A 26,433-nucleotide genomic window follows, 5' to 3' on the forward strand; every position below is an offset into this window, starting at 1 on the left:
ATGAGTCACGTCTACTGCTGCCAGCCATCAGCCCATCACGTACGGGCCAACCCGGCCAGCCTCACAGTCAGCGCAGGGCGTACTCCAGAGCGTGCCGCTCGTAGTCGAGCAGCCGCAGGTCGCGCATCGGGCGCCGCAGGTGGCCCTTGTGCACGATCCGGACGAACGCCGGTTCGCCGGCCGCCGCCATCCGGCGGATCCCCTCCACGTGGTCGACGATGCGCTTGCGGATGGTCCGGATCAGCCGGTGCCGGTCGCGCGGGATCAGCCCGTACGCGTCGGCGAAGAGCCGCAGCCGGCGCGGCCGGTCCGGGCGCTTCCAGCCGAGGGTGATCGAGTCCCGGTCGGAGAAGATCGGCACCCAGGTCCAGGCCGCGTACGCCACGTCGTAGATCCGGGCGCCGGGCGAGGCGAGGTCGAAGTCGATCAGCCCGAGGGTGCCGTCGGGCCGCCAGATCACGTTGTGCGGGGCGGCGTCGTGGTGGCAGATGACCTCGGTGTCCGGCGGGGGCGGGCCGAACGAGCGCCAGACCGCCCCGGGCGGCGGGGCGAAGCCGTACTGCGCGTCGTGGAACATCCGCAACATAGTCGCCACCGTCACCAGCGCCTCGTCGGTGACCCAGTGCGGGGCCAGCGGGTACTCCCCGCACTCCCCCTCCAGGTACGACAGGACCTCCCGGTTGCGCTCGTCCATGCCGAGCGCGCGGGGGGCGCCGGTGAACCCGACGTACTCCAGGTGGCGCAGCAGGGCGTGCACCGAGGGCGTCCACGGCCCGGCGTTGCGCCGGACGGTGTCGCCGACCCGGACCACGGTGCTCACGTTCCCGCCGTGCAGCGGGATCTCCTGCGAGGTCACGTACGGTCTCCCCAGGGCCGGCGGCGCGTGGCGAGGGTCACGCCACCCGGCGAACGCGCGATCGTCAGTCGTCACTGCGAGGTTACGCGTCCCGGGCGAGCGGCTCGGTGCCGAGCAGCGCGTCGACGAACTGGGCCGGGTCGAACGGGGCCAGGTCGTCCGCCCCTTCGCCGAGGCCGACCAGCTTGACCGGGATGCCGAGCTTGCGCTGCACGGCGATCACGATGCCCCCCTTGGCGGTGCCGTCGAGCTTGGAGAGCACCACCCCGGTCACGTTGACCACCTCGGTGAAGACCCGGGCCTGCTCCAGGCCGTTCTGGCCGGTGGTGGCGTCCAGCACGAGCAGGGTCTCGTCGATCGGGCCGTGCTTCTCCACCACCCGCTTGACCTTGCCCAGCTCGTCCATCAGGCCGATTTTGTTCTGCAAGCGGCCGGCGGTGTCGATCAGGACGGTGTCGGTGCCGGCCTCGATGCCCTCGCGGACGGCGTCGAAGGCGACGCTGGCCGGGTCGGCGCCCTCCGCGCCGCGCACGGTGACGGCGCCCACCCGGCCACCCCACGTCTCCAGCTGGTCGGCGGCGGCGGCGCGGAAGGTGTCGGCCGCGCCGAGGGTGACGCTGTGGCCGTCGGCGATCAGCACCCGGGCGATCTTGCCGCAGGTGGTGGTCTTGCCCGCGCCGTTGACGCCGACGACCAGCAGCACCGCCGGCAGCCCCTCCTTGCCGGTGGTGCGCAGCGAGCGGTCCAGGCTGGGGTCGAGGGCGTTGACCAGTTCGGCGGCGAGCAGCGCGCGCAGCTCGGTGGCCGAGCGGGTGCCGAGCACCCGGGTCCGCTCGCGGAGCCGGTCGACGATCTCGCGGGTGGCGTCGATGCCGACGTCGGCGGTGATCAGGGCGTCCTCGATCTCCTCCCAGGCGTCCTCGTCGAGGTGGTCGCGGCTGAGCAGGCCGAGCAGGCTCTTGCCGAAGACGTTCTGGGAACGGGACAGCCGGGAACGGAGCCGGACCAGCCGGCCGGCGGTCGGCTCGGGCACCTCCAGCGGGGGTGCCACCACCGGCGGCTCGACCAGGATGCCGGTGGTGAGTTCCGCCTCGGGCGCCTCGACGGGCGGGCCGGCCAGGTCCTCCTCGGCCCGGGTGTCGACCTCGGTCTCCGGCAGCGGCGGCTCGGGGCGCCGGCGCAGCCGGGGCACCACCAGGCTGAGGCCGCCGAGGATCAGCACCGCGAGCAGAGCGAGCGCGATGAGGAGGTATTCCGTCATGCCGAAATCCTGTCAGATGGCGGCGGCGGCGTCTCATCGACCGCACCCCGGAGGGTAGGCCCGTCCCGGCGGTAGGCTCGGCCACAGCCAGCAGTGGTGCGACCGCCGGCGGGGTAGTAAAGATGAAGTCCGCTCACCTCGGAGGTCTCGCCATGCCCGCCCCATGCCTGCTCATCGGCCCCCTGCTGCGGCGGGTGGTCGGCACGCGGGCCACCGTCTGGGTCGAGACCAGCGCGCCCGCCGTGGTCACCGTCCGCACCGCCGACGGGGCCGTCGGCTCCGCGCCGACCTTTTCCGCGTACGACCACCACTACGCGCTCGTGGTGGTGGAGGGGCTCACCCCGGACAGCGCCACCAGCTACGAGGTGCTGCTCGACAGCGAGGTCGTCTGGCCGGTGCCGCGCGACGGCTTCCCGCCCAGCGTGATCCGTACCCGGGCCGCGGACGACCTGGACCAGCCGGTGCGGCTGGTCTTCGGCTCGTGCCGGGAGACCACCCAGCACGCCACCACCCGGCGGCTGCCCCCGGACGCGCTCGACGCGTACGCCCGGCGGCTGATGGCCGACCCCGACCGCGCCGACCTGCCCGACCTGCTGGTGCTGCTCGGCGATCAGGTCTACGCCGACGTGACCTCGCCCACGGTGAAGCGGCTGCTGAAGCGGCGTCGCCGGCGGCCGAAGAACGCCCCCAGCGACCAGGTGGTCAGCTTCGACGAGTACACCAAGCTCTACCTGGAGTCCTGGCGCGACCCGGAGATCCGCTGGCTGTTCTCCACCGTGCCCAGCGTGATGATCTTCGACGACCACGAGGTGATCGACGACTGGAACACCTCCGAGTCGTGGCGGGCGGAGATGCGCACGCAGCCGTGGTGGGCCGAGCGGATCCGCAGCGGGCTCGCCTCGTACTGGGTCTACCAGCACCTGGGCAACCTCTCTCCGGACGAGATCGCCGAGGATCCGCTCTACGCCAAGGTGGTCGCCGCCGAGGACGCCACCGCCGTGCTGCGCGAGTTCGGCGAGCGGGTGGACGCCGAGGCCGACGAGGCGCACGACACCGAGCGCTGGCGCGCCGTGCAGTACCAGTGGAGCTACGCCCTCGACCTCGGGCGCACCCGGCTGGTCATGCTGGACAACCGGTGCAGCCGGGTGCTGCAGCCGGGCAACCGGTCCATGCTGCCGCCCGGCGAGTGGTCCTGGTTCCTGGACCGGGCGCACGGCGTCTACGACCACCTGGTGGTCGGCGCCTCGCTGCCCTGGCTGCTGCCGCCGGGGATCCACCACGTCGAGGCGTGGAACGAGCGGCTCGCGGACTCGGGCCGGCCGTGGGTGGCGAGGCTCTCCGAGCGGCTTCGCCGCGCCTGTGACCTGGAGCACTGGGCCGCGTTCAGCCGTTCCTTCGACGCGCTCGGCGCGCTCTTCGCCCGGCTCGGCAGCGGCGCACCGGGCAGCCCGGGCGAGCGGGTCGGCGCCGGCCCCGCGTACGCCCCGCCGGCCTCGATCAGCGTGCTCGGCGGCGACGTGCACCACTCGTACGTGGCGCGGGCCCGGTTCGACGACCGGTCGGTGCGTACCCCGGTGCACCAGTTGACCTGCTCCCCCATCCACAACCAGGTGCCGGCCGGCATGCGGCCGCTGATGAAGCTGGGCTGGTCCGCCGGGCCGGCCGCGGCCACCCGGGCGCTGGCACGCTCCGCCGGGGTACGCCGGCCGAGCGTGCGGTGGCGGAAGCTGGCCGGGCCGTACTTCGGCAACGCGGTGGCGACGCTGGCGCACACCGGCCGCCGGGCCGAGGTGCTGATCGAGGGCACCACCAGCGACGGCCACCTGCGCGAGGTCGCCCGGCAGCGGCTCACCCCGGCGGACTGAGCCCGCCCCCGTACGCTCTGCTGCGTGGAAGAGCATCTGCCGGAGACCCTGCGCGCGGTGGAGGACGAACTGACCGCGTTGCTGCGCCGGGGTCGCGCGCTGTCCTGGGAGATCGCCCGGGAGGTGCACCCGAACCTGGAGCCGAACGCGTACGGGCTACTGCTCTGGCTCCGGCGCTCCGGGTCGATCCGGCTCACCGACCTGGCCGTACGGCTGGGCATCGGCAAGGGCACCCTCAGCCGGCAGATCCACGGCCTGGCCGGGCTGGGCCTGGTCCGCCGGGACCCGGACCCGGAGGACCGGCGGGCGTCGCTGATCAGCCTCACCGAGGAGGGCACCCGCCGCTTCGACACGGCGCGGGCGGCCCGGCTGGGACAGATCCGCCGGACGATGGAGAGCTGGCCGCGGCAGGACGTGGCGGAGTTCGCCCGGCTGCTGCACCGCTTCAACGAGGCCTTCTGACCGCGGGGACGTGTACGCCGAACCGTGCGCGGCGGCCGACGAGACCCGCGCGGACCTGGTGGTGATCGAGGCGTCGGAGCAGGCGGAACGTCGTCTCGTCGGCTCGGTCGCCACCCGGCTGGTCCGCACCGGCCGCCGGCCGGTCGTCGTGGTGCCCTAACCCGCTCGGGCGGCACCCGTGAGCCACCACCGTGGCCGGACGACCCGCCGGCGGGTCACCTGTTCGGGTCAGCTCACGATCCGTGAGGCGGTCGATGCGCTCCGGAGTGACGAGGGGGCGGGGTGCGCGGGCCAGTGATGATGGTGGGGTGGGTGAGATCTTCGGCCGCCGTCCCCCGCGGCGGCGGGTCGTGGTGCTGCTCGCCCTGGCCCTGCTGACCGCTGTCGCGGCCGTCCTGCTGCTCCGGCGGTCGCCCGTCACGCTCGCGCCCCGCCCCGGCTGGGCCGGCACCGAACAGGCCGGGTGGATCGCCGGCATCGTCAGCGCGGTGTTCTCCCTGGTCGGCACGGTGGCCGCCGTGCAGGCCCTGCGCACCACCCGCGCCGCCGAGCGCCCACCGGCCGGCGGCACCCGCACGATACGGGTCGGTCGGATCCCGCAACCGGCGTCCTGGTTCCAGGACCGGCGTGCCCGGCTGGACTTGGCCCGAGCCGCCCGCGCCGGCCGGACCGCCGTGCTGACGCAGGTGCTCTCCGGCATGGGCGGGGTGGGCAAGACCCAGCTCGCCGCTCAGTTCGCCCGCCGGCTGGCCGACAGCGGCGAACTGGACCTGCTGGTCTGGGCCACCGCGATCAGCCGGGACGCGATCATCGCGGCGTACGCTCAGGCGGCCCGGGAACTGCGGGTGGTCGACCCGACGGCCGACCCGGACCAGGCCGCTGCCGCACTGCTGACCTGGTGCGAACAGACCGACCGGCGCTGGCTGGTGGTGCTGGACAACCTCGACGTGCCGGCCGACGCGGCCGGCTGGTGGCCACCGGCCAACCGCAACGGCCGCACCATCGTCACCACCAGGCGGCGAGACGCCGTCCTCGGCGCCGAGGACCGCACCCTGGTCGAGGTCGGGCTTTTCACCGGCGAGGAGGCGGTCGGCTATCTGACCCGGGCCGTCGCCGACCCGGCCCGGCTCGCCGAGGCCGGGCAGCTCGCCGCCGATCTGGGTCACCTGCCGCTGGCCGTCGCCCAGGCCGCCGCATTCATCCGGGACCGAGGCCTGGACTGCGCCGGGTACCGCCGGATGCTCCTCGACCGCAGGCGCCGGCTCGACGACCTCGTGCCGCAGCCGGACGCCCTTCCCGACGACCACCGGGCGACGGTGGCGGCGACCTGGTCGCTCTCGATCGACGCCGCCGACGCGGCCGTGCCGGTCGGCCTGGCCCGCCCGCTGCTGGAGCTGGCGGCGCTGCTGGACCCGAACGGGGTACCCACCGGCCTCTTCGCCACCCCGGCGGCGCTGGCCCACCTCGCCACGGCCCGGGCCGTCGGAGAGGGCGCGCGGGTGCAGGCCGAGGACGTGACCCGGGCGCTGCACAACCTGCACCGGCTCAGCCTGGTCACCCACGACCCGCACGGCAGCAGCCTCCGGGTGCATGCCCTGGTGCAGCGGGCCACCCGGGATCGGCTCACCGACGCCCAGCTGGTCGCCGCCGTCCGGGTCGCCGCCGCCGCGCTGCTGCGCCTCTGGCCGGCGACCGAGGTGGAGCCCCCGCTCAGTCAGGCCTTTCGGGCCAACGCCGCGGCCCTGCGCGACCACGTCGGCGACCTGCTGCTGCGCGCCGGCTGCCACGAGGTGCTCTTCCGCCTCTACGAGAGCCTCGGCGAGTCCGGACTCGTCCGGGCCGCCTTCGACGGCCTGGCCGAGGTCGTCGCCGATTGCCTCCGGCTGCACGGGCCGGACCACCTTGAGACCCTCCGCTTCCGCAACCAACGCGCCTTCTGGCAGGGCCGGACCGGCGACGCCGCCGGAGCCGCGGACGCCTTCGCGGAGCTGCTCACCGACTGCCTGCGGGTGGTCGGCCCGGACGACCCGCTCACCCTCACCACCCGACACAACGTCGCCTACTGGCGGGGTGAGGCGGGAGACGTCGCCGGAGCCGTCGAGGCCACCGCCCAGCTCCTCACCGACCGGCTCCGGCTGCACGGCCCGGAACACCCGCACACGCTGAACACCCGGGGAAGCCTCGCATGGTTGCGGGCCGAGGCGGGCGACCGGGCCGGCGCGGTCACCGCCCTGCGCGCGCTGCTCGCCGACTGCCAGCGGGTGCTGGGACTCGAACACAAGACCACGCTCAGCGCACGCAACGGGCTGGCCTGGCAGCTCGGCGCGGCCGGGGAGCACACCGCCGCGATCGCGGAGACGCGGGTGCTGCTGGACGACTACATCCGGTTGCTCGGCGTCGACCACCCCCAGACGCTCAACGCCCGCCGCAACCTCGCCTGGTGGCGGGGCAAGGCCGGCGACCCGGCCGGCGCGGCCGCCGCCCTGGCGGGACTGGTCGACGACTGCCTCCGGGTGTTGGGCCCGGACCACCCGCTGACCGGCATGGTGGTCGAGAGCCTGGCGTACTGGCGGGGCAAGCCGAGGCGGACCGCCGACGGCTAGCGTGAGCCGGCGGCAATAACCGGTCGCCGGTGTCGTACCCGAGGACCAGGATGGCCGGATGACCTGGAGAGCACCGGAGATCAACCGGACCAACGAACCGTACGTCGGCGACGAGCGCACCATGCTGGAGGGCTGGCTCGACTACCACCGGCAGACACTGCTGCTCAAGTGCGCGGGGCTGACCGCCGAGCAGCTCAGGACGCCGAGCGTGGAGCCGTCCGGGCTGACCCTGCTCGGCCTGGTGCGGCACATGGCGGACGTGGAGCGCTGGTGGTTCCGGATCCGGGCCGCCGGGCAGGACATCACCGGCATCTACGGCACGGACGAGGACCCGGACGCCGACTTCAACGCCGTCGCCGACGCCGACGCCGAGGCCGACTTCGCCACCTTCGCCACCGAGGTCGAGGCCGCCCGCAAGGCCGCTGCCGACCTGTCGCTGGACCAGACCTTCCTGCGCCGGCGCCGCGACGGCAGCGCCGACGAGATCAGCGTCCGCTGGGTCTACGTGCACATGATCGAGGAGTACGCCCGGCACAACGGCCACGCCGACCTGATCCGCGAGCGCATCGACGGCGTCACCGGCGACTGACCGGGCGCCGGTCAGCTCGCCCGTCCACCCCGCAGCAGGTCCTCCCCGAGCGGGGTGAGCGTGTGCAGCACGGCGGGGCCGGTCCGGTGCGTGGTGATCAGCCCGGCCTGGCGCAGCGTCGCGGCGTGCTGGCTGGCCGAGGCGACGGAGATGCCCAGCGTCCGGGCGACCTGCGAGGTGCTGGGCCGGTCGGCGATCGCGCCCAGCACCGCGGCCCGGGTCCGCCCCAGCAGGTCGGCGAGGGGCCGGCCGCTGGTCAGCTCCGGCTGACCGGGCCGGATGGGATAGGCCAGGGCCATCGGGCCGGCCGGGTCGTCCAGGACGCACGGGCGCGCCAGGAGGTAGGACGGCACCAGGGTCACGCCGCGGCCGGCCGGGGCCAGGCCGATCTCGGTGGCGAAGCCGCACTCGTACGACAGCTCGTACCGCTCCCCGCTCGGCTTCCAGTAGAGGTACGGGCGGAGGTTGCGCAGCACCCGGTCGATGCCCGCGTCCACCATGGTGCTGCCCCGCACCGCCCGGTCCACCCGCACCGCCGCCGTGATCGTCGCCCAGTACGGCGCCACCGCGACGTCGTGGAACGCCACCATCGCCGCCCGCAGCCGCTGCCGGGCGGCCGGGTCTCCGTCGGCGAGGGGCGCGACGCGGGCCGGCAGGTCACCGGCCTCGATCCGGGGGCGCAGCTCGGCGTCGAGCCGCGCCGCCGGGGTGGCGCAGACCTCGTCGAGGGCCGTCGTCAGGTCGGTGCCGAAACTCGGCGGGGTGAGGAAGTCCGGCAGCCACCAGGACAGCCGGCACAGGTCCAGGTACGGGCGCAGCTGCGGGCGCACGGCGGCGCGGGTGCGGGCCCGCCAGCCGGTGAGGTGCTCCGGGACGGTGGCCTCGAAGAGCCGCTGGCCGGCGGCGGCGAGTTCCAGCAGCACCGAGGGCGCGGAGCGCAGCACGGTGCGGCTGAGGTCCGTCGCGTTCAGGTGCAGGATCATCATGCCGGGCACGCTAGCCGCCTTTCAGGCAGCCCTGAAAGGGGATCGAGCCCGGGGCGGCAGGGCCCGGACGCTGCGTCCATGAAGAAACTCCTCGCCGCGACCGCCGCCGGCCTCGCCGTCCTGACCACCGCCGTCCCCGCGCCGGCACTCGCCGCCGCACCACGCCCCGCCGCGTACGTCGTCTCCCGGGACCCGGGCGTACGGCCCGAGGGGATCGCCGTCGCCGGCGACGGCACCATGTACGTCACCAGCGTCACCGACGGCGCGGTCTACCGCGGCCACGTCCGCGACCGGGAGCTGCGCCCCTTCCTACCGGCCGGCGCGGACGGGCGTACCCGGGCCGCCGGGGTACACCTGGACCGGCGCGGCCGGATCTTCGTCGCCGGCTGGGACACCGGCACCCTCTTCGTGCACGCCCCGGACGGGCGGCTGCTGGCCCGCCGGGCGGCGACCGGCGCGGCCCTCAACGACCTGGCGGTGACCGGTGACGCCGTCTACCTCACCGACTCGGCGGGCGGTGGGCTGTGGCGCGCGGAACTGGCCGACGGGCGGGTCGGGGAACTCGTCCCGTGGGTTCCGGCGGCGGCCTTCCCGGCCGCGCCGGGATTCCTGAACGGGATCGTCGTCACCGACGGCGGCCGGGTCGCGCTCGTCGCCGACCAGGGCACCGGCGAGCCGGGCAGCGAGCGGCTCTGGCGGGTCGACCTGGCCGCCCGCACGGCCACCGTGGTCGAGGTGACCGGCGGCCAGCTGGGCGCCGACGGGCTGCTGCTCGACGGCGACCGCCTCTACGGGGTGGTGAACTTTCCCGACGGCGCGGGCGGCTGGAGCTTCGCGGTGAACGTGGCGCTGCTGGACGCCGAGCGCCGGACGGCGCGGGTCGTCCGGCAGTCCGGCACGGCCGGCCTGGACCGCTCGCCGACCACGATCGCCCGGGACGGCGACCGGCTGCTCTGGGTCAACAGCCAGCTCAGCGCCGCCGCGCCGACGCCGCCGTTCACGGTGACCGAGGTGCCCGGGCTCTGCTGACCGGCCGTGATCGGCCAGGCCGAGGTGGCGGCGTCCCGGCCGGGGAGGCCGCCACCTCGGCGGCAGCTCCTCAGGACGCCAGTGCCGCCCGCAGGTAGCGCAGGTCGGGCGGGCCGCCGTACCGGTGCGCCGACAGGCCGGCGGCGCGGGCGCCGCGTACCGCCCAGTCCTCGTCGTCGACGAAGAGCACCCGCGCCGGCGGGGTGTCCAGCGCCCCGCAGGCCGCCTGGAAGTATTCCTTGGCCGGCTTGTGCACGCCGATCACCGAGGAGTTGACCACCACGTCCAGCTCGCCGACCAGGCCGAGCGCGGCGAGGTCGGCGTCAAGCAGGTCGGTGGCGTTGGTGGCCAGGCCGACCGGGACGCCCGCCGCGCGGACCTCCCGGACGAACGCCAGCACGTCCGGGTCGACCTCGCCCCGGTAGCGCTGCCACTGCTCCACCGCGGCGCGGGCCCGCTCGGGGCTGCCCACCGACTCGCTGAGCGCGTCCACCACGCTGGTCACCCACTCGGCGTGGCTGACCCGGCCGGTCAGCACCGGTTGGAGCCGGCCCCACTGCATGGCGATCTCGCCGAGCACGCCCTCGGAGAGGCCGTACTCGCGCTCGACACCGGCGGCCACCGCCGGGTCCCAGCGGCGCAGTACGCCGTCGAAGTCCAGCAGGAGCGCCGTCGCGCGTTCCCGAGCCACTACCCGTTCTCCTCGCCGCGGCCAGGCCGCTCGTCCTCGTCGGCCCGGTTGAGCCGTTGGCTGATCACCTGCGTGACCCCGCTGCGCATGGTCACGCCGTAGAGCGCGTCGGCGATCTCCATCGTCCGCTTCTGGTGCGTGATGACGATCAGCTGACTCTTCTCCCGCAACTGTGCCAGCAGCGTGATCAGTCTGCCGAGGTTCACGTCGTCGAGCGCCGCCTCCACCTCGTCCATGATGTAGAACGGGCTGGGCCGGGCGCGGAAGATCGCCACCAGCATGGCCACCGCGGTCAGCGACCGCTCGCCGCCGGAGAGCAGCGACAACCGCTTGATCTTCTTGCCCGGCGGGCGGGCCTCCACCTCGACGCCGGTGGTGAGCAGGTCCTCCGGGTCGGTGAGGATCAGCCGGCCCTCGCCGCCGGGGAAGAGCACGGTGAAGACCTGCTCGAACTCCCGGGCGGTGTCGGCGAACGCGCTGGCGAAGACCTCCAGGATCCGGTCGTCGACGTCCTTGACCACGGTGAGCAGGTCCCGCCGGGTGGCCTTGAGGTCCTCCAGCTGCTCGGAGAGGAACTTGAAGCGCTCCTCCAGCGCGGCGAACTCCTCCAGAGCGAGCGGGTTGACCTTGCCGAGCAGGGCCAGCTCCCGTTCCGCCTTGGCGGCCCGCTTCTCCTGCACCGGCCGCTCGTAGCGGACCGGCTCGGGCACCGGCAGGCCGTCGCGTTCGGCCGCCGCTACGTCCACCTGGGTGGGCGGGACGAGCTGGGCGGGGCCGTACTCGGCGACCAGGGTCTCCACGTCCAGACCGAAGTCCTCGGCCGCCTTCGCCTCCAGCTGCTCGATGCGCAGCCGCTGCTCTGCGCGGGCCACCTCGTCGCGGTGCACCTGGCTGGTCAGCCGGTCCAGCTCCGCGCCGAGGCGCTTGGCCGCGCCGCGTACCTCCTGGAGCTCGGCCTCGCGGGCGGCGCGTTCGCGCGCCACCGCGTCGCGGTGCTCCTCGGCCGCGGCGATCGAGGCGGTGAGCCGGGTGAGCGCCTCGCGCGCGCCGCCCACCACGGCCCGGGCGATGGCCGCGCCGCGGGTCCGCGCCGCCCGCCGGGCCGCGGCGCGTTCGCGCGCCGCCCGCTCGGCGGTGGCCTGCCGGGCCAGCGAGTCGGCCCGTCCGGCGATCGAGGAGACCCGCTCCTCGGCGGTACGCACCGCGAGCCGGACCTCCATCTCGTTCTGCCGGGCCCGGGGCACCATCGCGGCGAGCTGGTCGCGCTCCTCGGTGGAGGGTTCGGCGTCGATCGGGGTGTCCTCGGCCAGCCGCAGCCGCTCCTCCAGCTCGGCCAGGGCGAGCAGGTCCCGTTCGCGGGCCGCCTCGGCGCGGGCGCGGGACTCGCCGAGCCGGTCGGTCTCCGCCTTCGCGGAGCGGGCGGCGGCGCCCAGCTCGGCGAGGCGGCGGGCGGCGGCGTTGCGGTGGCTCTCCGCCTCCCGCTTGGCGGCGGCGGCGTGCTGCACGGCCTCCTTGGCGGCGGCCACCTCGGCTCGGGCGTCGACGAGCTGCCCGCGCAGTTCGGTGCTGGTCCGCTCGGCGGTGGCCCGGTTGGTGCGGGCCTCCTCGACGGCGGCCTGCACCTCGATGTAGCTGGGTGCCTTGGCCGACCCGCCGGCCGCCGCGTACGCCCCGACCACGTCGCCGTCCGGGGTGACCGCGCGCAGCTCCGGGTTGCCGGCGACCAGGTCGGCCGCGGCGGCGAGGTCGTCGACGAGCACCACGTCGCGCAGCGCCCGGTGCACGGCCGGGCGGATCTCGGCGGCGCACTCGACCAGGTCGGGCGCCCAGCGGGCGGTGTCCGGCAGCTTCGGGCGCAGGGCGTCGGCCGGGCCGTCCATGCCGGGGCCGGCGGGGCTGCCGACCAGCAGCCCGGCCCGCCCGGCGTCGGAGATCTTGAGCAGCCGCATCGCCTCGACGGCCTCGTCCACCCCGCTGACCGCGACCGCGTCGGCGAGACCGCCGAGCGCGGCGGCGAGGGCCGCCTCGTGGCCGGGGGCGACGGTGAGCAGGCCGGCCAGGCTGCCCAGCAGGCCGGGCACCTCGCTCGCGCGGGCCAGCAGCGCGCCGGCGCCGTCCTTGCGCCGCAGGCCCAGGGCGAGCGCCTCCTCGCGGGCCTTCCAGGTGGCGGCGTCCTTTTCGGCGGCCCGCTCGGCGTCGACCAGGGACCGCACGGCCGCCTGGGCCCGCTCATGCACGGCGACCGCCTCGGCGTGCCGCTCGTCGAGTTCGGCGTTGTCCCGGTCCGCCTCGGTGGACTGCTCGGCCACCGCGTCCAGGTCCGCCTGGGCCTTGTCGGCGCGGGCCAGCGCGTCGGCGTGGGCGGCGGCGAGCCGCTCGATCTCCTCGCCGGCGCTGGTGGTGCGGGCCCGGGCCGAGTTCACCTGCCCGGTGAGCCGGGCCAGGCCCTCGCGGCGGTCGGCGATCGCCTTGGCGGCGGCGACCAGTTCCCGCTCGGCGGCGGCGAGCTGCCGTTCCAGCTCCTGCCGGTGCTCCACCGCCTCGGCCAGCCGGATCTGGTCGTCGGTGAGCGCCGCGCGCAGTTCCTCCTCCTGCTCGCGCACCCGCTGCGACTCGGCCTCCAGCTGCTCCGGGTCGCGGCCGGGCCGCTCGTCGTCGGAGGTGGCGCTGAGGTGGCGCAGTCGTTCCCGGGCGAGCTGCTCGATGGAGCGGAACCGTTCCTGCAGGGCGGAGAGCTTGTACCAGGTGTCCTGGGCGGCGGCGAGCAGCGGCGCGTCCTCGGCCAGGGCCGCCTCCAGCTCGCCCAGGCGGGACTGCACCTCGCCGTGCTCGGCCTCGACCTGCTCGCGCCGCTCGCGCAGCGCGGTCTCGTCGGCGATCTCCCGGTCCAGGGTGGTGCGCAGGGTGGCCAGGTCGTCGGCGAGCAGCCGCAGCCGGGCGTCGCGCAGGTTGGCCTGGATGGCGGCGGCCCGCCGGGCCACCTCGGCCTGCCGGCCCAGCGGCTTGAGCTGGCGGCGCAGCTCGGCGGTGAGGTCGGTCAGGCGGTTGAGGTTCACCTGCATGGCGTCGAGCTTCCGCAGCGCCTTCTCCTTGCGCTTGCGGTGCTTGAGGACGCCGGCCGCCTCCTCGATGAACGCCCGCCGGTCCTCCGGTTTGGCGTGCAGCATGCCGTCGAGCCGGCCCTGACCGACGATGATGTGCATCTCCCGGCCGATGCCGGAGTCCGAGAGCAGTTCCTGGATGTCGAGCAGGCGGCAGGAGTCGCCGTTGATCTCGTACTCGCTCTCGCCGGAGCGGAACATCCGGCGGGTGATGGAGACCTCGGTGTACTCGATCGGCAGGGCGCCGTCGGTGTTGTCGATGGTGAGGGTGACCTCGGCCCGCCCCAGCGGCGCCCGCCCGGCGGTGCCGGCGAAGATGACGTCCTCCATCTTGCCGCCGCGCAGCGCCTTGGCGCCCTGCTCGCCCAGCACCCAGGCGATGGCGTCGACGACGTTGGACTTGCCGGAGCCGTTCGGGCCCACCACGCAGGTGATCCCGGGCTCCAGCTTGAGCGTCGTCGCGGAGGCGAAGGACTTGAACCCCTTCACCGTCAGGCTCTTGAGATGCACCTTCTCGATCCTCGTCCGGTGGCCGCCGTACCGTCGCCGGCTGCGCGAGCCTGGTGAACAGGCAGACTAACCCCTCGGCGACGGCCCGTCGGCACGCGACCCGCCCCACCTCGGGCGGCGGGAGGTGCGGTTCCGGCCGGACAATGGCGGGGGCGACCCGTACAAGATCGTGAAATTGCGGGCGGAAAACCGCGGAAGACAGAGCTGCGCGCCGGCACATAAGTGTCGGCGCGCGTTTTCGCGGTGGTGCGATTCAGTTTTTCCGGATCCCGTCGATCAGGTGAGGGCCGGCTCGGCCAGCCGGAGGAGGTCGTCGGCCTCCGCGGCGGCCGCAGCGAGCCGATCATTGTCGGCACGCAGCCGCGTGATCTCGAATTCCAGTGCCTGGACCCTGGACCGCAGACGGGTGACCTCGTCGAGCAGACGCCGGTCGGGCGCTGCACCTACGTGGCCGTAGAGGGCTTTCGCCATGCTGACTCCTTGATATGCGCTGCCGGAAAGGCCGGCCAACGCGCGCCCAATTACTGTCCGCGACTGCCACCCCGGCATAATCCGGGCATGACTGGGCGCGACTGGCGACACCTATATATTGAGCCGCCACCCCCCTCTTCGTCAAGTTCTCGCAGGCCGTAGATCATCTCCACGTCTACCCTGTCCACTCGCCGGGGGCCGCAAGGCTCGGACACGCTCTGTCCGGACTCCCTAACTGTACGCCGGGAAATGTGCGTACGGTCACTACGTGAGCCGACATCGCCTTAACTCTTCCTTAGCCACGTTGCCGCAGTTCAGGGCCCACCCGTAGCGTCAGCGCGGCCCACAACCGACCCCGTGGAGGCGACAGGCGTGTACGGCTGGACCGACCCGATCGACCCGGACGGCGCTTCTCGGCGCCCGCAACCGCCGACCGACGAGCCACCGGCCTGGCTGACCGACCGTCCCGAGCCGCGCTCGGCGTACCTCTTCGGCGACCAGCCGGAGCTGCCGGGCGACGCCCCGGCGGACGCCCCGACCGCGCAGTGGCGGAGCAGCCGGGACGAGCGGCCCTACGCCGGGCCCGACCCGGCCCCGACCGCCCCGCCGGCCGGTCGGCCCGACCCGACGGCGCACCCCTTCGCGCCCCCAGCCGACTGGCGGCACACCACCGGCGGCCTGCGGGCCGTGGACGCGGACCCGCCCGCCGACTGGCGGCACAGCACCGGCGGCCTGCGGGCCGTGGAGACGGACGCGCCCGCCGAGGGGCACGGCCGGCACCGGCAGCGCGGTCGTTTCCCGCGCCCGCTGGTCCTCGGCGGCGCCGCCGCGGCGGCCACGCTGGTGGTGAGCCTCGGCGTGGGCGCGCTGGCGCTGGCCGGCGGTGACGACAGCGGTGCGACCGACCCGGCCTCGGTCGACGACACCATCGCCGCCGCCCCACTGGTGCCCGACGCCGGGGCCCCGGCGGACGCGCTGGCGGGCACCGCCGGCGCCTCCCCGACGGCCTCCCCGACCGCCGCCCGCCCGACCCCGTCGCCGAGCCGGACGGTCAAGCCGACGCCCGCGCCGAAGCGGACCACCGCCGCGTCCCGGCAGAGCGCCAACCGCACCGGCAGCGCGTCGACGGGCGCCCCGAACTCCGTCAGCCCGGGCGTCAGCAGCCAGGCGCGGGAGGTCGTCGACCTGGTCAACGCCGAGCGGGCCAAGGCCGGCTGCGGGAAGCTGAGCATCGACGACAAGCTGATGACCGCCGCCCAGCGGCACAGCCAGGACCAGGCCGACCACCGGAACATGTCGCACACCGGCAGCGACGGCAGCGACGCCGGTGACCGGATCGAGCGGGTCGGCTACAGCTGGCGCACCTACGGCGAGAACGTCGCCTGGAACCAGAAGACCCCGGCCGAGGTCATGCGGGCGTGGATGAACAGCCAGGGGCACCGGGAGAACATCCTCAACTGCGCGTTCACCGAGATCGGCGTCGGCGTGGCCAGCAGCAACGGCCCGTACTGGACCCAGGTCTTCGCCGCACCGCGCTGAGGCGTAGCGGGCGCCCCCGTCCACGACGCGACCGCGTCGTCGGCGGGGGCGTTTCGTTTGACCGGGTGAGGTGCGCCGCGCCCGACGGCACGGCGCGTGGGTGGCGCGGGGCCGCCCGACGACCCGGGAGCTGCCCATGCGGATCCGTCTGCCAGCGTCCGCGCGGCGCAGCGGGCCGCCGCCGGCCGCCGTGCGCCGGCGACCGCCCAGGCGGCGCGGGCTCCGCCGGGCCCTGCCGGCCGCCGTCGCGCTCACCCTGCTCAGCCCGGTGTACGCCTGCCACCGCCCACTGGTCCCGCCGGGCGCGCCGACGCAGTGGCCGGCGGAGTACGCGCACCGGTGGCAGTGGCAGTGGCAGCTCGACGGGCCGGTCGACACCAACGTCGCCGCCGACGTCTTCCTGCTCGACCCGGTACGCACCACCGCCGAGGAGACCACCGCGCTGCGCCGGCGGGACCGCCGGCTGGTCTGCCAGGTGCACGTCGGGTCGTACGCCGGCACCGACCCGGACGCCACCCGTTTCCCGGCCGCGCTCCGGGGCGCCCCCACCGACCGGGCGCCGCAACGCCGCTGGCTCGACGTACGCCGGTGGGACGTGCTGGAGCCGGTGCTGGCCGACCGGTTCCGGCTCTGCCGGGGCAAGGGGTTCGGCGCGGTGGCGCTCGCCGACGCCGACGGGTACGCGCACCGCTCCGACTTCCCGCTCACCTTCGACGACCAGCTGGCGTTCAACCGGCGGCTGGCCGTGCTGGCCCGCAGGCTCGACCTCTCCCCCGGGCTGATGAACGACGTGGGTCAGGTCGCCGCGCTCGCGCCCGACTTCGACTTCGCCGTCGTCGAGGAGTGCGTCCGGCTGAAGGTCTGCGCCAAGCTGCTGCCCTTCGCCGACGCGGACAAGCCGGTCTTCCACGTCGAGTACACCGGGCACACCGCCACGTTCTGCGTGACCACGCTCGGGTACGGCTTCGCCTCCATCCGCAAGAACCGGTCCCTGGACGCCTGGCGCGACCCCTGCCGGCTCCCCTGACGCCGTTGAAGCCCCGGCTTACGCCGGGGCCTCAACGGGAGCGGAGTCAGCGGGCGCCGACCAGCTCCGGGGCCGGGGCGGGCGGGTCGGCCGGCGGAGCGGCCGGCTTCTCCCGCAGGAACCGCGGGGCCCACCAGTTGGCGTCGCCGAGCAGCGTCATCAGCGACGGCAGCACCACCGCCCGGATGATCGTGGCGTCCAGCAGGATCGCGGCGGCCAGCCCGATGCCGAGCTGCTTCATGTCGATCGTGCTGAGCGAGGCGAAGATGCCGAACACCCCGACCATGACGACCGCCGCGCTGGTCACCACGCCCGCCGACGAGGTGATCCCGTACGCCACCGCGTCGGCGTTCGACATCCCGGCCCGGATCCCCTCACGGATCCGGCTGACCACGAAGACGTGGTAGTCCATGGAGAGCCCGAAGAGCACCACGAAGAGGAAGAGCGGCAGCCAGGAGACGATCGCCCCCATCGAGGTGAAGCCGAGCAGCCCCTCGGCCCAGCTGCCCTGGAAGACCAGCACCAGCAGGCCGTACGCGGCGCCGGCGGAAAGCAGGTTGAGCACGATCGAGGTGGCCGCGACCACCACCGAGCGGAACGTCAGCACCATCACCGCGAAGGTCAGCGCCAGCACGAAGGCCATCACGATCGGCAGCTTCTCCTGCACGTGCCGGGCGTAGTCCTCGCTGGCGGCCACCCCACCGCCGACCGCGTACGTCACGTCGGGAATGCCGCGCATCGCCGTCGGCAGCAGGTCGTCGCGGAGCGTACGCAGCGAACGGGCCGCCTCGTCGTCCCGGCTGGCGTACGGGGTGGCCACCTCCAGCACCGACACCCGCCGGTCGGCCGACACCTCGATCTTCGGGCCGTCCCCCTCGGCCGGCGCGAAGAGCGGGTCGGCGGCGGCCCGCCCGGCGAGGTCGGTCAGCGCGGCGCGCACCCGGTCGGCCTGGTCGGCCGGTGCCCGTACGGCCACCTGGTGGCTGGTGCCGGTGCTGGGGAAGGCGGCGGTGAGCCGGTCGTACGCCTGCATGGCCGGCGTGGTCCGGGGCAGGTCCTCCATGCCGGGGAACTTCAGCTTCATGCCCAGCGCGGGCGCGGCGAGCGCGAGCAGCAGCCCCACCGAGACGACCAGGGTCGCCAGCGGCGCGCGCAGCGCGGGGCGCAGCACGGCCGGCCAGAAGCGCGGCTTCGCCTCCCGGCCGTCCGGCCCGGTACGCGGTGCGGTGAGCCGCCAGAGCAGCGGCACCCGGGGTCGGTCGACCCAGCGGCCGAGCTTGGCCAGCAACGCCGGCAGCACGGTCAGCGAGCCGGTGACCGCGACCGCGACCACCAGGATCGAGCCGACCGCGAGGGAGGAGAAGACCGCGTCGTTGGCGAGCAGCAGCCCGGCCATCGAGATGATCACGGCGAAGCCGGAGACCACCACGGCGTGCCCGGAGGTCTCCGCCGCGATCTCCACCGCGTCGAGCCCGGAGCGCCCCTTGGCCCGTTCCTCCCGTTCCCGCCGCACGTAGAAGAGCGAGTAGTCGACGCCGACGGCCATGCCGATCAGCAGGATCACGCTGGCGGTGGTGTCGGTGGCCGGCACCAGGTGGGAGGCGAGCGTGGACAGGCCCATCGCGGCGGCCACCGAGGAGAGCGCCAGCAGCACCGGCACGCCGGCGGCGATCAGCGCGCCAAACGCGACGATGAGGATGGCCAGGGTGACCGGCAGGCTGAGCAGCTCGGCCCGCTTGAAGTCCTTGCCCAGGGTCTCGTCCAGCGCCTGGTTGATCGACGGCCCGCCGACCTCCTCGACGCGCAGCTGCGGGTGCGCGGCCTGGACCTCGGCGGTGGCGTCGCGCAGCGGCTGCACCCGGTCGGCCGCGTCGTCCGGGTCACCGGCCATGGTGACCGGCACCAGCAGGGCGGCGCCGTCCCGCGACGGCACCGGCGCGCCGACCGAGGCGACCCCGGTCACCTGGCGCAGCCGCGCGGTCGCGTCGGCCGCCGCGGCCTTCGCCGCCGCCGGGTCCAGGGCCCCGGTACGCGGGGTGATGAGGATGTTCTCGACCGCCGGGTCGTCGAAGTTGCCCTCGGTGACGATGATGTCCGCGCGGCCCGCCTCGCCGATCGCCATGTCGGCGTCGGTGGCCTCCTTCAGCCCGGCGGCGCTGCCCCCCGCGAAGCACACCGCCACGAAGACCACCCAGAGCGCGATCGCGCGCCACGGATGTTCGGCGCTCCACCGCGCCAACCGCACCGTCACCGGTCTCCTGCCCATCTCCCGGGCCCCCCTCCACGCGTCGGCCCGCTGCCGACGGTGTCGACGCTAGGGAAACCGGCGGGCGCGGACATCGGGGATCGGCCCCGGCTCGTCCCGGAGGCGGCACAGCCCGGCCGTGCGGGTGAGCGGAGTGGACAGCCGGACAAACCAGGCCGATCTCCGGCACGCCCGGGGGTGGCACACCGGCGCAACCCCGAGCCGGCTCGGGGTCACCCCTTCAGGGCGCCCCGGGGCCGCGGCTGGCAGCGCGGGCAGCTGTACGACGACCGGTTCATGAACGACTCGCGGCGGATCGGCGTACCGCACCGCCGGCAGGGCTCACCCTCCCGCCCGTACGCGTTGAGCGACCGGTCGAAGTAGCCGCTCTCGCCGTTGACGTCGACGTACAGCTCGTCGAAGCTGGTGCCGCCCTGCTTGATCGCCTCGCCGAGCACGTCCCGCACGTGGCCGAGCAGCCGGGTGGCCGCCGGCGCGGTGAGCGCGTCGGTCGGGCGGGCGCCGTGCAGCTTGGCCCGCCACAGCGCCTCGTCGGCGTAGATGTTGCCCACCCCGGAGATCAGCGTCTGGTCCAGCAGCGCCCGCTTCACCTCGGTACGCCGCCGCCGCAGCGCCGCGACGAACCCGGCGTCGGAGAACTCCTCGTCCATCGGGTCCCGGGCGATGTGCGCGATCTCCGTGGGCAGCTCGGCGCCGCCCTCGCTGACCGAGAGGCCACCGAAGGTGCGCTGGTCGACGAAGCGCAGCTCCGGACCGTCGTCGGCGAACCGGAACCGGACCCGCAGGTGCAGTTCGTCGGCCGCGCCGGCCGGCTGCAGCAGCAGCTGGCCGGACATCCCCAGGTGACCGATCAGGGCGTCACCGCTGTCCAGCGGCAGCCAGAGGTACTTGCCGCGCCGGCGCACGTCGGTGACCGTGCGACCGGCCAGCACGTCGGCGAAGTGGGCCGGGCCCGGGACGTGCCGCCGGACGGCACGCGGGTGGCGTACCTCCACCGAGGTGATCCGGCGGCCGGTGACCCACTGGGCCAGGCCCTGCCGGACCGTCTCGACCTCGGGCAGCTCAGGCACGGCCCAGCCCCGCCTCGGCCGGGTCGGTCTCCGCCCCGGCCGGATCGGTCTCCGCCCCCGCCTCGGCCGCCGCCCGCTCGGCCTGCTCCTTCTCGGCCTGCGCGGTCAGCTCCCGCCAGGCCGCCTCGGCCGCCCGCTGCTCGGCCTCCTTCTTGCTGCGCCCCTCGGCCCCGCCGTAGCGGTTGCCGGCCACCACCACCCAGGCGGTGAAGGTCTTGAGGTGGTCCGGGCCGGTGCCCTCGATCCGGTACTCCGGGACGCCCAGCCCCAACGCGGCGGTGAGCTCCTGGAGGCTGGTCTTCCAGTCCAGCGCGGCGCCCCGGCCGGCCGACTCCGCCATCAGCGGGTCGAAGAGCCGGTGGATCACGATCGCGGCGGTCTCCAGGCCGTACTGGAGGTAGATCGCGCCGAGCAGCGCCTCCAGCGTGTCGGCGAGGATGCTCGCCTTGTCCCGGCCGCCGGTGCTCTCCTCGCCCTTGCCCAGCAGCAGGTACGCGCCGAGGCCCTGCGGCCCCAGGGCCCGGGCCACGTCGGCCAGGGCGCGCATGTTCACCACGCTGGCCCGCAGCTTGGCGAGCTGCCCCTCGGGCAGGTCCGGGTGGTTGCGGAAGAGCGCGGTGGTGATCACCACCCCGAGCACCGAGTCGCCGAGGAACTCCAGCCGTTCGTTGGTGGGCAGGCCGCCGTTCTCGTAGGCGTACGAGCGGTGGGTCAGCGCCCGCTCCAGCAGCTCGGGGTCGAGCGTCACACCGAACGCCGCCTCGAGGTGATCGAGGGGAGCACGCCGCCGCTTGTCGTTCGTCATGGGCCTACCTCTTCGTTCGGAACTGCCGGGGGCGCGAACCCCGTTCTCGCGCTCACGGTCGTACGTCCTCGGTGCGGTCACCGACCGGCGAGGAGACGGCGCCGTCGAGCAGCGCGCGGACCCGCTCACTGGTGCCCCGCCGCCACAGCTGGGCGGCGAGGGCGATACCGGAGGCGACGTCGTCGGCCCCGGCGGCGCCGTGACAGACCACCACCGTCCCGGCCACCCCGAGCAGGGCCGCCGCCCGGGGGGTGCCGCCGCCGGCGGGCGGGCCACCGGCCATCGCGTACGCGCCCTCGATCGCCTTGAGCAGCACGTTACCGGTGAACCCGTCGGTGACGACGACGTCGGCGCGCTCGCCGAGGGAGACGTCGTACCCCTCGACCAGGCCGACGTAGCGCGCCCCGCAGGGCAGCGACGCGGCAGCGAGCAGGGCGTCGGCGGCCTTGCGGGGACGGTCGCCCTTGCCGGCCTCCGTGCCCACCGACAGCAGGCCCACCCGGGGCCGGTCGACGGCGTGGGTGAGCGCGGCGTAGGCGGCGCCGAGCACGGCGTGCCGGGCCAGGGTGAGCGGGCGGGGTTCCAGGGAGCCGCCGACGTCGAGCAGGACCACCGGGCCGGCGACGGCCGGCAGGGTGGCCACCAGGGCCGGCCGGCGGACGTCGGCCCAGCGGCCGAAGCCGAGCGCGGCGGCGGAGACGGTGGCGCCGGTCGAACCGGCGGAGACCAGCGCGTCGGCGGCGCCGTCGCGGACGGCGGCGACGGCCGCGCGGACGGTGCTGTCGGCGCGCGGCGCGTGGTGCGCCGGGCCGGCGGCGGCCCGCACCGGGCGCAGCGTGGTCCGGGCGCGCTGCTCCGGGGTGAGGGCGTCGATCAGCGCGGCCGCGACCTCGGTCGGGCCGACGAGCAGCAGGTGCAGGTCCGGATCGGCGCGTACGGCTCGCAGAGCGCCGTCAACCACGACGGCGGGGGCGTCGTCCCCGCCGAGGAGGTCAACGGCGATCCGCGCGGTGCCCGGCTCCATCGAAACGCCGGCCGGAGCGGGCCGGCCGGCGTCGGAGGGAGCCGGGGCACCGGGCGATCGCCAGGGTGCGCGCGCCACCCGACCCGTGGTCGGGGGCGTCACTCGGCGTCCAGGTCTCAGACCTCGAGGACCTGGCGGCCGTTGTACGTGCCGCAGACGGAGCACGCGGCGTGCGGCAGCTTGGCCGACTTGCACTGCGGGCAGGCCACGGTCGCGACCACGGCCGCCTTCCAGTTCGCCCGGCGGGACCGGGTGTTGCTGCGCGACATCTTGCGCTTCGGGACGGCCACGGTTCCTACTCCTCTGTACGGTTCAGTTGCGACAGGCCCGCCCAACGCGGGTCGATCTGCTGGTGGCTGTGGTCGGCCGGCAGATCGTCCCAGTGCACCCCGCACTCGGGGCACAGTCCTGGGCAGTCCTCCCGGCAGAGCGGGTTCGTCGGCAGCGTCAGCACCACCGCGTCCCGCAGCGCCGGCTCCAGGTCGATCAGATCGCCCTGCATCCGGCCCACCTCGTCCTCGTCGGTCGTCTCGTCCGTGGCGCTGTTCTCGTACGCGTACAGCTCCTGGACGTTCACGACCACCGAGTCGTTGATCTGGCGCAGGCACCGGCCGCACTCGCCCTGGACCGGACCACTGATGGTCCCGGAGACGAGCACGCCCTCGGACACCGACTCCAGCCTCAGGTCGAGGTCGAGGTCCGCGCCCTCCGGCACGCCGATCAACTCCACGCCGAGGTCCGCCGGTGCCGGGGCGACCCGCTTGACCGTACGCAACGCGCCAGGGCGGCGCGGCAGGTCCCTCGTGTCGAGGACCAGCGGCGACCTGGGGTTGAGTGTCGATGGCGAGTGTTTGGGCATAGTCAGACTCCGGCCGGTGAGAGGCCGACAAAAAAGGTTACCTGGGCGACCGCCCCACCGTCGAACCGGGGGCGGCGCCCGACCTGTGTGTCGGTGCGATGAGGTGCCGCTCAAAAGGGTAGCGGGCGTTCCGCCTCGTCCCCACCGAAGGTGCCGATCTCCCGCAGCGCGTGCATCTTGTCCCGGCCACGCTCTATCGAGGCCAGGGCCCGGGTGAGGAACTGCTCGAAGTTGGCCAGGGCGGTGTCGACGTAGTCGTCGACCTCGTCGCGCAGCCGCTGCGCCTCGGCCCGGGCCTCGGCGATGATCCGGGCCCCCTCGTGCTCCGCCGAGACGGTGATCTCGTTCACCGACACCAGGCGGGCGTGTTCCGCCTCACCCTCGCTGATGATCCGGTCGGCCTCCCGCTTGCCGGCCTCCATGATCTTGTCCCGCTCCTCGAGGAGGGCGGCGGCGCGGCGCAGGTCGGCGGGGAGTTCGCCGCGCAGCTCGTCCAGGGCCGCGATCATCTCGCCCCGGTCGACCATGCAGTTGTTCCGCGACATCGGGACGGAGCGGGCCTGCTCCACCATGGCGATCAGTTCGTCGATGCGATCGAGCGGGTCCACCGGTACCTCACTCCTGTCGTTCGTCGGCCGACCTACATGATGCGGGCTACGGCCGGATTCCCGCTCCACTCATGATGTCGTGTGCGGGCGAGCCTCGCCCCATCCGCCCCGGCGCGTCGCGTGGCGCCGGGAGCGGGTCAGCCGCGGGCGGACGGACCGAGGCGGGCCTGGAGCTCGGCGCGGACCCGGTCGGGCACGTGCGCGGAGATGTCGCCACCCCACTTCGCCACGTCCTTGACCAGGCTGGAGGAGAGGAACGAGTAGAGCGGGTTGGTCGGCATGAACAGCGTCTCGACCCCGGCGAGACCGATGTTCATCTGGGCCATCTGCAACTCGTAGTCGAAGTCGCTGACCGCCCGCAGGCCCTTGATCAGCACGCTGGCCTCCTGCGCCCGGCAGAAGTCGACCAGCAGGCCACGGAACGACTCGACGCGGACGTTCTCGTACGAGGAGGTCACCTCGCGGAGCATGTCGATCCGCTCCTCGACGGTGAACAGGCCGCTCTTCGACTGGTTCACCAGCACGCCGACGATCACCTCGTCGAAGAGCCGGCTGGCCCGTCCGATGATGTCGAGGTGTCCGTTGGTGACCGGGTCGAACGAGCCGGGACACACCGCACGTCTCATGATCGGCGACCGTACCAAAGCGTGGTCTCGCCGTAACGGCGACTGCGCTCGGCGGTGACGCCCTGCACCCACTCGACGGGGCCGGTGCGGCTGGAGCGTTCCACCACCACCAGGGCGCCGGGGGCCAGCCAGTCGTGCTCCACCAGGGCGGCCAGCATCGCGGTGATCTCGGCGTCGGGCACCGCGTACGGCGGGTCGGCGAAGACCACGTCGTACGGCTCGCCGCCGGGGCCGGCCGCGAGCACGCCGGCCACCTTGCCGGTGACCAGCCGGGCGGCCGGCGTGGCCCGGAGTGCGGCGACGTTCTCCCTGATCACGCGGGCCGCCCGCGGGTCGGACTCGACCAGCAGCACGTGCTCGGCGCCCCGGGAGAGCGCCTCCAGCCCGACCGCGCCGGAGCCGGCGTACAGGTCGGCGAAGCGGGCGCCGACCAGGTCGATCTCGGCCTGCACCGCGCTGAACAACGCCTCGCGGACCCGGTCGGAGGTGGGTCGGGTGCCGGCGCCGGGCGGCGCGGCGATCCGCCGTCCGCCGAGCGTGCCGGCGACGATCCGGGTCACGGTCTCCCCCTGCTCATGACGATGACGCTACGCGACGGGCGGCCCGGCCCGGCCGACACGGTGCGTCCCGGGCGGGTGCCTGGATGATCACGAGGGGTACATCAATGATCTCAGATTCATAACATCATTCTTAGCCGATCCTGTGCGCTGTGACGCGGATGGTGATCCCACTAGGGTCGGCCGGGTGCCGGCGACGCTCCGCCGGCCGCCGGGCGCGGGGAGCGCGCCGTCGCGGAACGTGCCGCATGCGACCACGACCAGAGCACCGCCACCCCACGCCGCACCCTGACGCTTCTTCACCCCGGGAGTACGCGTGATCCGTCCCCAGCTGTCGCCCCGGCGACCGCTCACCGTGGCCGCCGCCACGCTGGCCGGCCTCGCCACGGCGTTCGCCTTCACGGCGCCGGCGAGCGCCACCAACACGTCGCCCTCGCCGTCGGCCTCCCCGACCGTGACCGCCTCGCCGAGCACGCCGGCCCAGCCGGCGCCGGACTGCGTCAAGGCCGCCGACGCGAGGTACACGCACACCTTCGACGGGCCGAAGGGCGAGGCCTCGATCACCCTCACCAACGGCCCGCTCTGCCAGGGCGAGGAGCAGGAGCTGGCCCTGGTGTCGTACGTGGCGCCGTCGGCGAAGTTCGCCGTGCCGCAGTACGTGCTCGGCAAGTCGGTCGAGAAGTTCGTCGGCGTGGCCGCCGGTGAGCTGGGCGTGGCCACCCTCAAGTTCCAGGTCGAGGTGCCGAACTGCTACACCCAGGTCGACTTCGTCTTCGGCAGCACCGTCATCGACCCGCTGACCGACACCAGCGACCGGTACGGCGACCGCAAGGTCGGCAGCTCGTCGGGCATCGGCGCCCGGTCCACCGGGCCGCAGGCCTGGCACAACGGCGGCGCGAGCACCTGCTCGGCGGCCCCGGAGGTGATCGCCGAGTCCGACTGCGAGGGCGGCGTCGAGCTGACCCTGGTCAACCGGAACGGCAACGCGGCGACCACCTTCACCGTCACCGGCAGCGGCGGCTTCACCGAGACCGTCACCGTCCCCCTGCGCAAGATCGAGACCCGGAAGCTCACCCCCGGGCAGGCGCAGAAGGTCACCGTGACCGCCAAGGGCATGCCGGACTTCACCGGCGACTGGGAGAAGCCCGAGGACTGCCGGCAGCCCACGGTCGGCGCCCCGCGCGCCGACTACGAGTCGACCTGCGACGCGATGACCTTCCGGATCAGCAACCCGGAGGACGGCGCCACCCTCACCTCGACCTTCACCCCGAGCAAGGGCGAGGCGAAGACGCTGACGGTCGAGCCGGGCCGGAGCGGGTCGGTCAGCTTCAAGGCCGGCAAGGGCCTCACCGTCACCGTCACCGGCGACCACGACTCCGGCGGGCCATTGGCCTGGGAGCAGCCGAAGGACTGCGACGAGGGCGGCACGGGCGGCGGTGAGCCCGGCGAGGGCCTGCCGGTGACCGGTGCGGCGGCCGGCGGTATCGCCGCGGGCGCGCTCGCCCTGCTGGCGGCCGGCGCGGTGCTCTTCGTCATGGCCCGACGCCGACGGATCCGCTTCACCGCCTGATCCACTGTGGTCCCGTGAGGGCGCGCCGACTCCACCGGTCGGCGCGCCCTTTGCATAC

The 26,433-nt window shown here is 74.3% G+C and carries 24 protein-coding genes; 9 read left to right on the forward strand and 15 right to left on the reverse strand.

Translation table 11 applies throughout. From position 1 onward, the window contains the following. Nucleotides 1-67: 67 nt before the first annotated feature. Nucleotides 68-931, reverse strand: a complete 864-nt coding sequence (locus ACSNN7_RS18145) for an aminoglycoside phosphotransferase family protein (protein ID WP_210777886.1) — start codon at nucleotides 929-931, stop codon at nucleotides 68-70. 7 nt (nucleotides 932-938) lie between these two features. Continuing rightward, nucleotides 939-2,117: a signal recognition particle-docking protein FtsY gene (gene ftsY / locus ACSNN7_RS18150; protein WP_436681998.1), complete on the reverse strand. Its 1,179-nt coding sequence runs from the start codon at nucleotides 2,115-2,117 to the stop codon at nucleotides 939-941. Between the two features lie 152 nt (nucleotides 2,118-2,269). Here ftsY and ACSNN7_RS18155 point away from each other — a divergent pair, with 152 nt between their 5' ends. From ACSNN7_RS18155 to ACSNN7_RS18175, 5 genes are all read left to right on the forward strand, one after another. After that, nucleotides 2,270-3,982, forward strand: coding sequence for an alkaline phosphatase D family protein (locus ACSNN7_RS18155; protein ID WP_436681999.1), 1,713 nt, complete (start codon nucleotides 2,270-2,272; stop codon nucleotides 3,980-3,982). A gap of 24 nt (nucleotides 3,983-4,006) precedes the next feature. Further along, nucleotides 4,007-4,444 carry a MarR family winged helix-turn-helix transcriptional regulator gene (locus ACSNN7_RS18160; protein WP_436682000.1) on the forward strand — a complete coding sequence of 146 codons (438 nt, stop codon included), beginning with the start codon at nucleotides 4,007-4,009 and terminating at the stop codon, nucleotides 4,442-4,444. Between the two features lie 10 nt (nucleotides 4,445-4,454). Further along, a complete protein-coding gene (locus ACSNN7_RS18165; RefSeq protein ID WP_436682001.1) occupies nucleotides 4,455-4,604 on the forward strand; it encodes a universal stress protein in 150 nt (49 codons plus the stop codon). A gap of 148 nt (nucleotides 4,605-4,752) precedes the next feature. Next, nucleotides 4,753-7,047, forward strand: a complete 2,295-nt coding sequence (locus ACSNN7_RS18170) for a tetratricopeptide repeat protein (RefSeq protein ID WP_436682002.1) — start codon at nucleotides 4,753-4,755, stop codon at nucleotides 7,045-7,047. Between the two features lie 58 nt (nucleotides 7,048-7,105). Continuing rightward, entirely contained in the window at nucleotides 7,106-7,636 is a 531-nt protein-coding gene (locus ACSNN7_RS18175; RefSeq protein WP_436682003.1) for a DinB family protein, read from the forward strand. 11 nt (nucleotides 7,637-7,647) lie between these two features. On the opposite strand, the gene ACSNN7_RS18180 is transcribed toward ACSNN7_RS18175, so the two are convergent. Continuing rightward, the gene (locus ACSNN7_RS18180; RefSeq protein ID WP_436682004.1) at nucleotides 7,648-8,622 is read right to left on the reverse strand and encodes a winged helix-turn-helix domain-containing protein; all 975 of its coding nucleotides are present in this window, start codon (nucleotides 8,620-8,622) and stop codon (nucleotides 7,648-7,650) included. Between the two features lie 78 nt (nucleotides 8,623-8,700). Here ACSNN7_RS18180 and ACSNN7_RS18185 point away from each other — a divergent pair, with 78 nt between their 5' ends. Further along, nucleotides 8,701-9,651 (forward strand): SMP-30/gluconolactonase/LRE family protein, encoded by a 951-nt coding sequence (locus ACSNN7_RS18185; protein ID WP_436682005.1) that lies wholly within the window; start codon nucleotides 8,701-8,703, stop codon nucleotides 9,649-9,651. A gap of 70 nt (nucleotides 9,652-9,721) precedes the next feature. On the opposite strand, the gene ACSNN7_RS18190 is transcribed toward ACSNN7_RS18185, so the two are convergent. The 3 genes from ACSNN7_RS18190 to ACSNN7_RS18200 form a co-directional block, all read right to left on the reverse strand. After that, the gene (locus ACSNN7_RS18190; protein ID WP_436682006.1) at nucleotides 9,722-10,342 is read right to left on the reverse strand and encodes an HAD family hydrolase; all 621 of its coding nucleotides are present in this window, start codon (nucleotides 10,340-10,342) and stop codon (nucleotides 9,722-9,724) included. Next, a complete protein-coding gene (gene smc / locus ACSNN7_RS18195; protein WP_436682007.1) occupies nucleotides 10,342-13,953 on the reverse strand; it encodes a chromosome segregation protein SMC in 3,612 nt (1,203 codons plus the stop codon). The genes ACSNN7_RS18190 and smc overlap by 1 nt, the downstream gene beginning before the upstream one ends. 276 nt (nucleotides 13,954-14,229) lie before the next feature. Further along, nucleotides 14,230-14,424 (reverse strand): hypothetical protein, encoded by a 195-nt coding sequence (locus ACSNN7_RS18200; protein ID WP_030487463.1) that lies wholly within the window; start codon nucleotides 14,422-14,424, stop codon nucleotides 14,230-14,232. Nucleotides 14,425-14,781: 357 nt separating this feature from the next. Between ACSNN7_RS18200 and ACSNN7_RS18205 the strand changes: the two genes are divergently transcribed. Next, nucleotides 14,782-15,963 (forward strand): CAP domain-containing protein, encoded by a 1,182-nt coding sequence (locus ACSNN7_RS18205; protein ID WP_436682008.1) that lies wholly within the window; start codon nucleotides 14,782-14,784, stop codon nucleotides 15,961-15,963. Nucleotides 15,964-16,099: 136 nt separating this feature from the next. After that, complete coding sequence (locus ACSNN7_RS18210; protein ID WP_436682009.1) at nucleotides 16,100-16,990, forward strand: endo alpha-1,4 polygalactosaminidase; 891 nt, start codon at nucleotides 16,100-16,102, stop codon at nucleotides 16,988-16,990. 46 nt (nucleotides 16,991-17,036) lie between these two features. Here ACSNN7_RS18210 and ACSNN7_RS18215 read toward each other — a convergent pair whose 3' ends face one another. From ACSNN7_RS18215 to rsmD, 9 genes are all read right to left on the reverse strand, one after another. After that, nucleotides 17,037-19,256 carry an MMPL family transporter gene (locus tag ACSNN7_RS18215; protein ID WP_436682010.1) on the reverse strand — a complete coding sequence of 740 codons (2,220 nt, stop codon included), beginning with the start codon at nucleotides 19,254-19,256 and terminating at the stop codon, nucleotides 17,037-17,039. A gap of 212 nt (nucleotides 19,257-19,468) precedes the next feature. Next, on the reverse strand, nucleotides 19,469-20,326 hold the full coding sequence (mutM, locus tag ACSNN7_RS18220; RefSeq protein ID WP_436682011.1) for a bifunctional DNA-formamidopyrimidine glycosylase/DNA-(apurinic or apyrimidinic site) lyase: 858 nt from the start codon (nucleotides 20,324-20,326) through the stop codon (nucleotides 19,469-19,471). Further along, complete coding sequence (rnc, locus tag ACSNN7_RS18225) at nucleotides 20,319-21,131, reverse strand: ribonuclease III (RefSeq protein WP_436682012.1); 813 nt, start codon at nucleotides 21,129-21,131, stop codon at nucleotides 20,319-20,321. The genes mutM and rnc overlap by 8 nt, the downstream gene beginning before the upstream one ends. Before the next feature lie 52 nt (nucleotides 21,132-21,183). Next, the gene (locus ACSNN7_RS18230) at nucleotides 21,184-22,155 is read right to left on the reverse strand and encodes a phosphate acyltransferase PlsX (RefSeq protein ID WP_436682013.1); all 972 of its coding nucleotides are present in this window, start codon (nucleotides 22,153-22,155) and stop codon (nucleotides 21,184-21,186) included. Nucleotides 22,156-22,271: 116 nt separating this feature from the next. Further along, nucleotides 22,272-22,445 carry a 50S ribosomal protein L32 gene (gene rpmF / locus ACSNN7_RS18235; protein ID WP_088963525.1) on the reverse strand — a complete coding sequence of 58 codons (174 nt, stop codon included), beginning with the start codon at nucleotides 22,443-22,445 and terminating at the stop codon, nucleotides 22,272-22,274. Between the two features lie 5 nt (nucleotides 22,446-22,450). Beyond that, nucleotides 22,451-23,014: a YceD family protein gene (locus ACSNN7_RS18240; protein ID WP_436682014.1), complete on the reverse strand. Its 564-nt coding sequence runs from the start codon at nucleotides 23,012-23,014 to the stop codon at nucleotides 22,451-22,453. 110 nt (nucleotides 23,015-23,124) lie between these two features. Further along, entirely contained in the window at nucleotides 23,125-23,622 is a 498-nt protein-coding gene (locus ACSNN7_RS18245) for a hypothetical protein (RefSeq protein ID WP_436682015.1), read from the reverse strand. 137 nt (nucleotides 23,623-23,759) lie between these two features. Further along, nucleotides 23,760-24,248, reverse strand: a complete 489-nt coding sequence (gene coaD, locus ACSNN7_RS18250) for a pantetheine-phosphate adenylyltransferase (RefSeq protein ID WP_436682016.1) — start codon at nucleotides 24,246-24,248, stop codon at nucleotides 23,760-23,762. Next, nucleotides 24,245-24,808, reverse strand: a complete 564-nt coding sequence (gene rsmD / locus ACSNN7_RS18255) for a 16S rRNA (guanine(966)-N(2))-methyltransferase RsmD (RefSeq protein ID WP_436682017.1) — start codon at nucleotides 24,806-24,808, stop codon at nucleotides 24,245-24,247. Before rsmD ends, coaD begins: the two co-directional genes overlap by 4 nt. 313 nt (nucleotides 24,809-25,121) lie before the next feature. Between rsmD and ACSNN7_RS18260 the strand changes: the two genes are divergently transcribed. Further along, nucleotides 25,122-26,375 carry a cell wall anchor protein gene (locus ACSNN7_RS18260; protein WP_436682018.1) on the forward strand — a complete coding sequence of 418 codons (1,254 nt, stop codon included), beginning with the start codon at nucleotides 25,122-25,124 and terminating at the stop codon, nucleotides 26,373-26,375. Nucleotides 26,376-26,433 lie beyond the last annotated feature (58 nt).

The sequence above is a fragment of the Micromonospora sp. URMC 105 genome (genome assembly GCF_051386295.1).
Lineage (GTDB): Bacteria > Actinomycetota > Actinomycetes > Mycobacteriales > Micromonosporaceae > Micromonospora.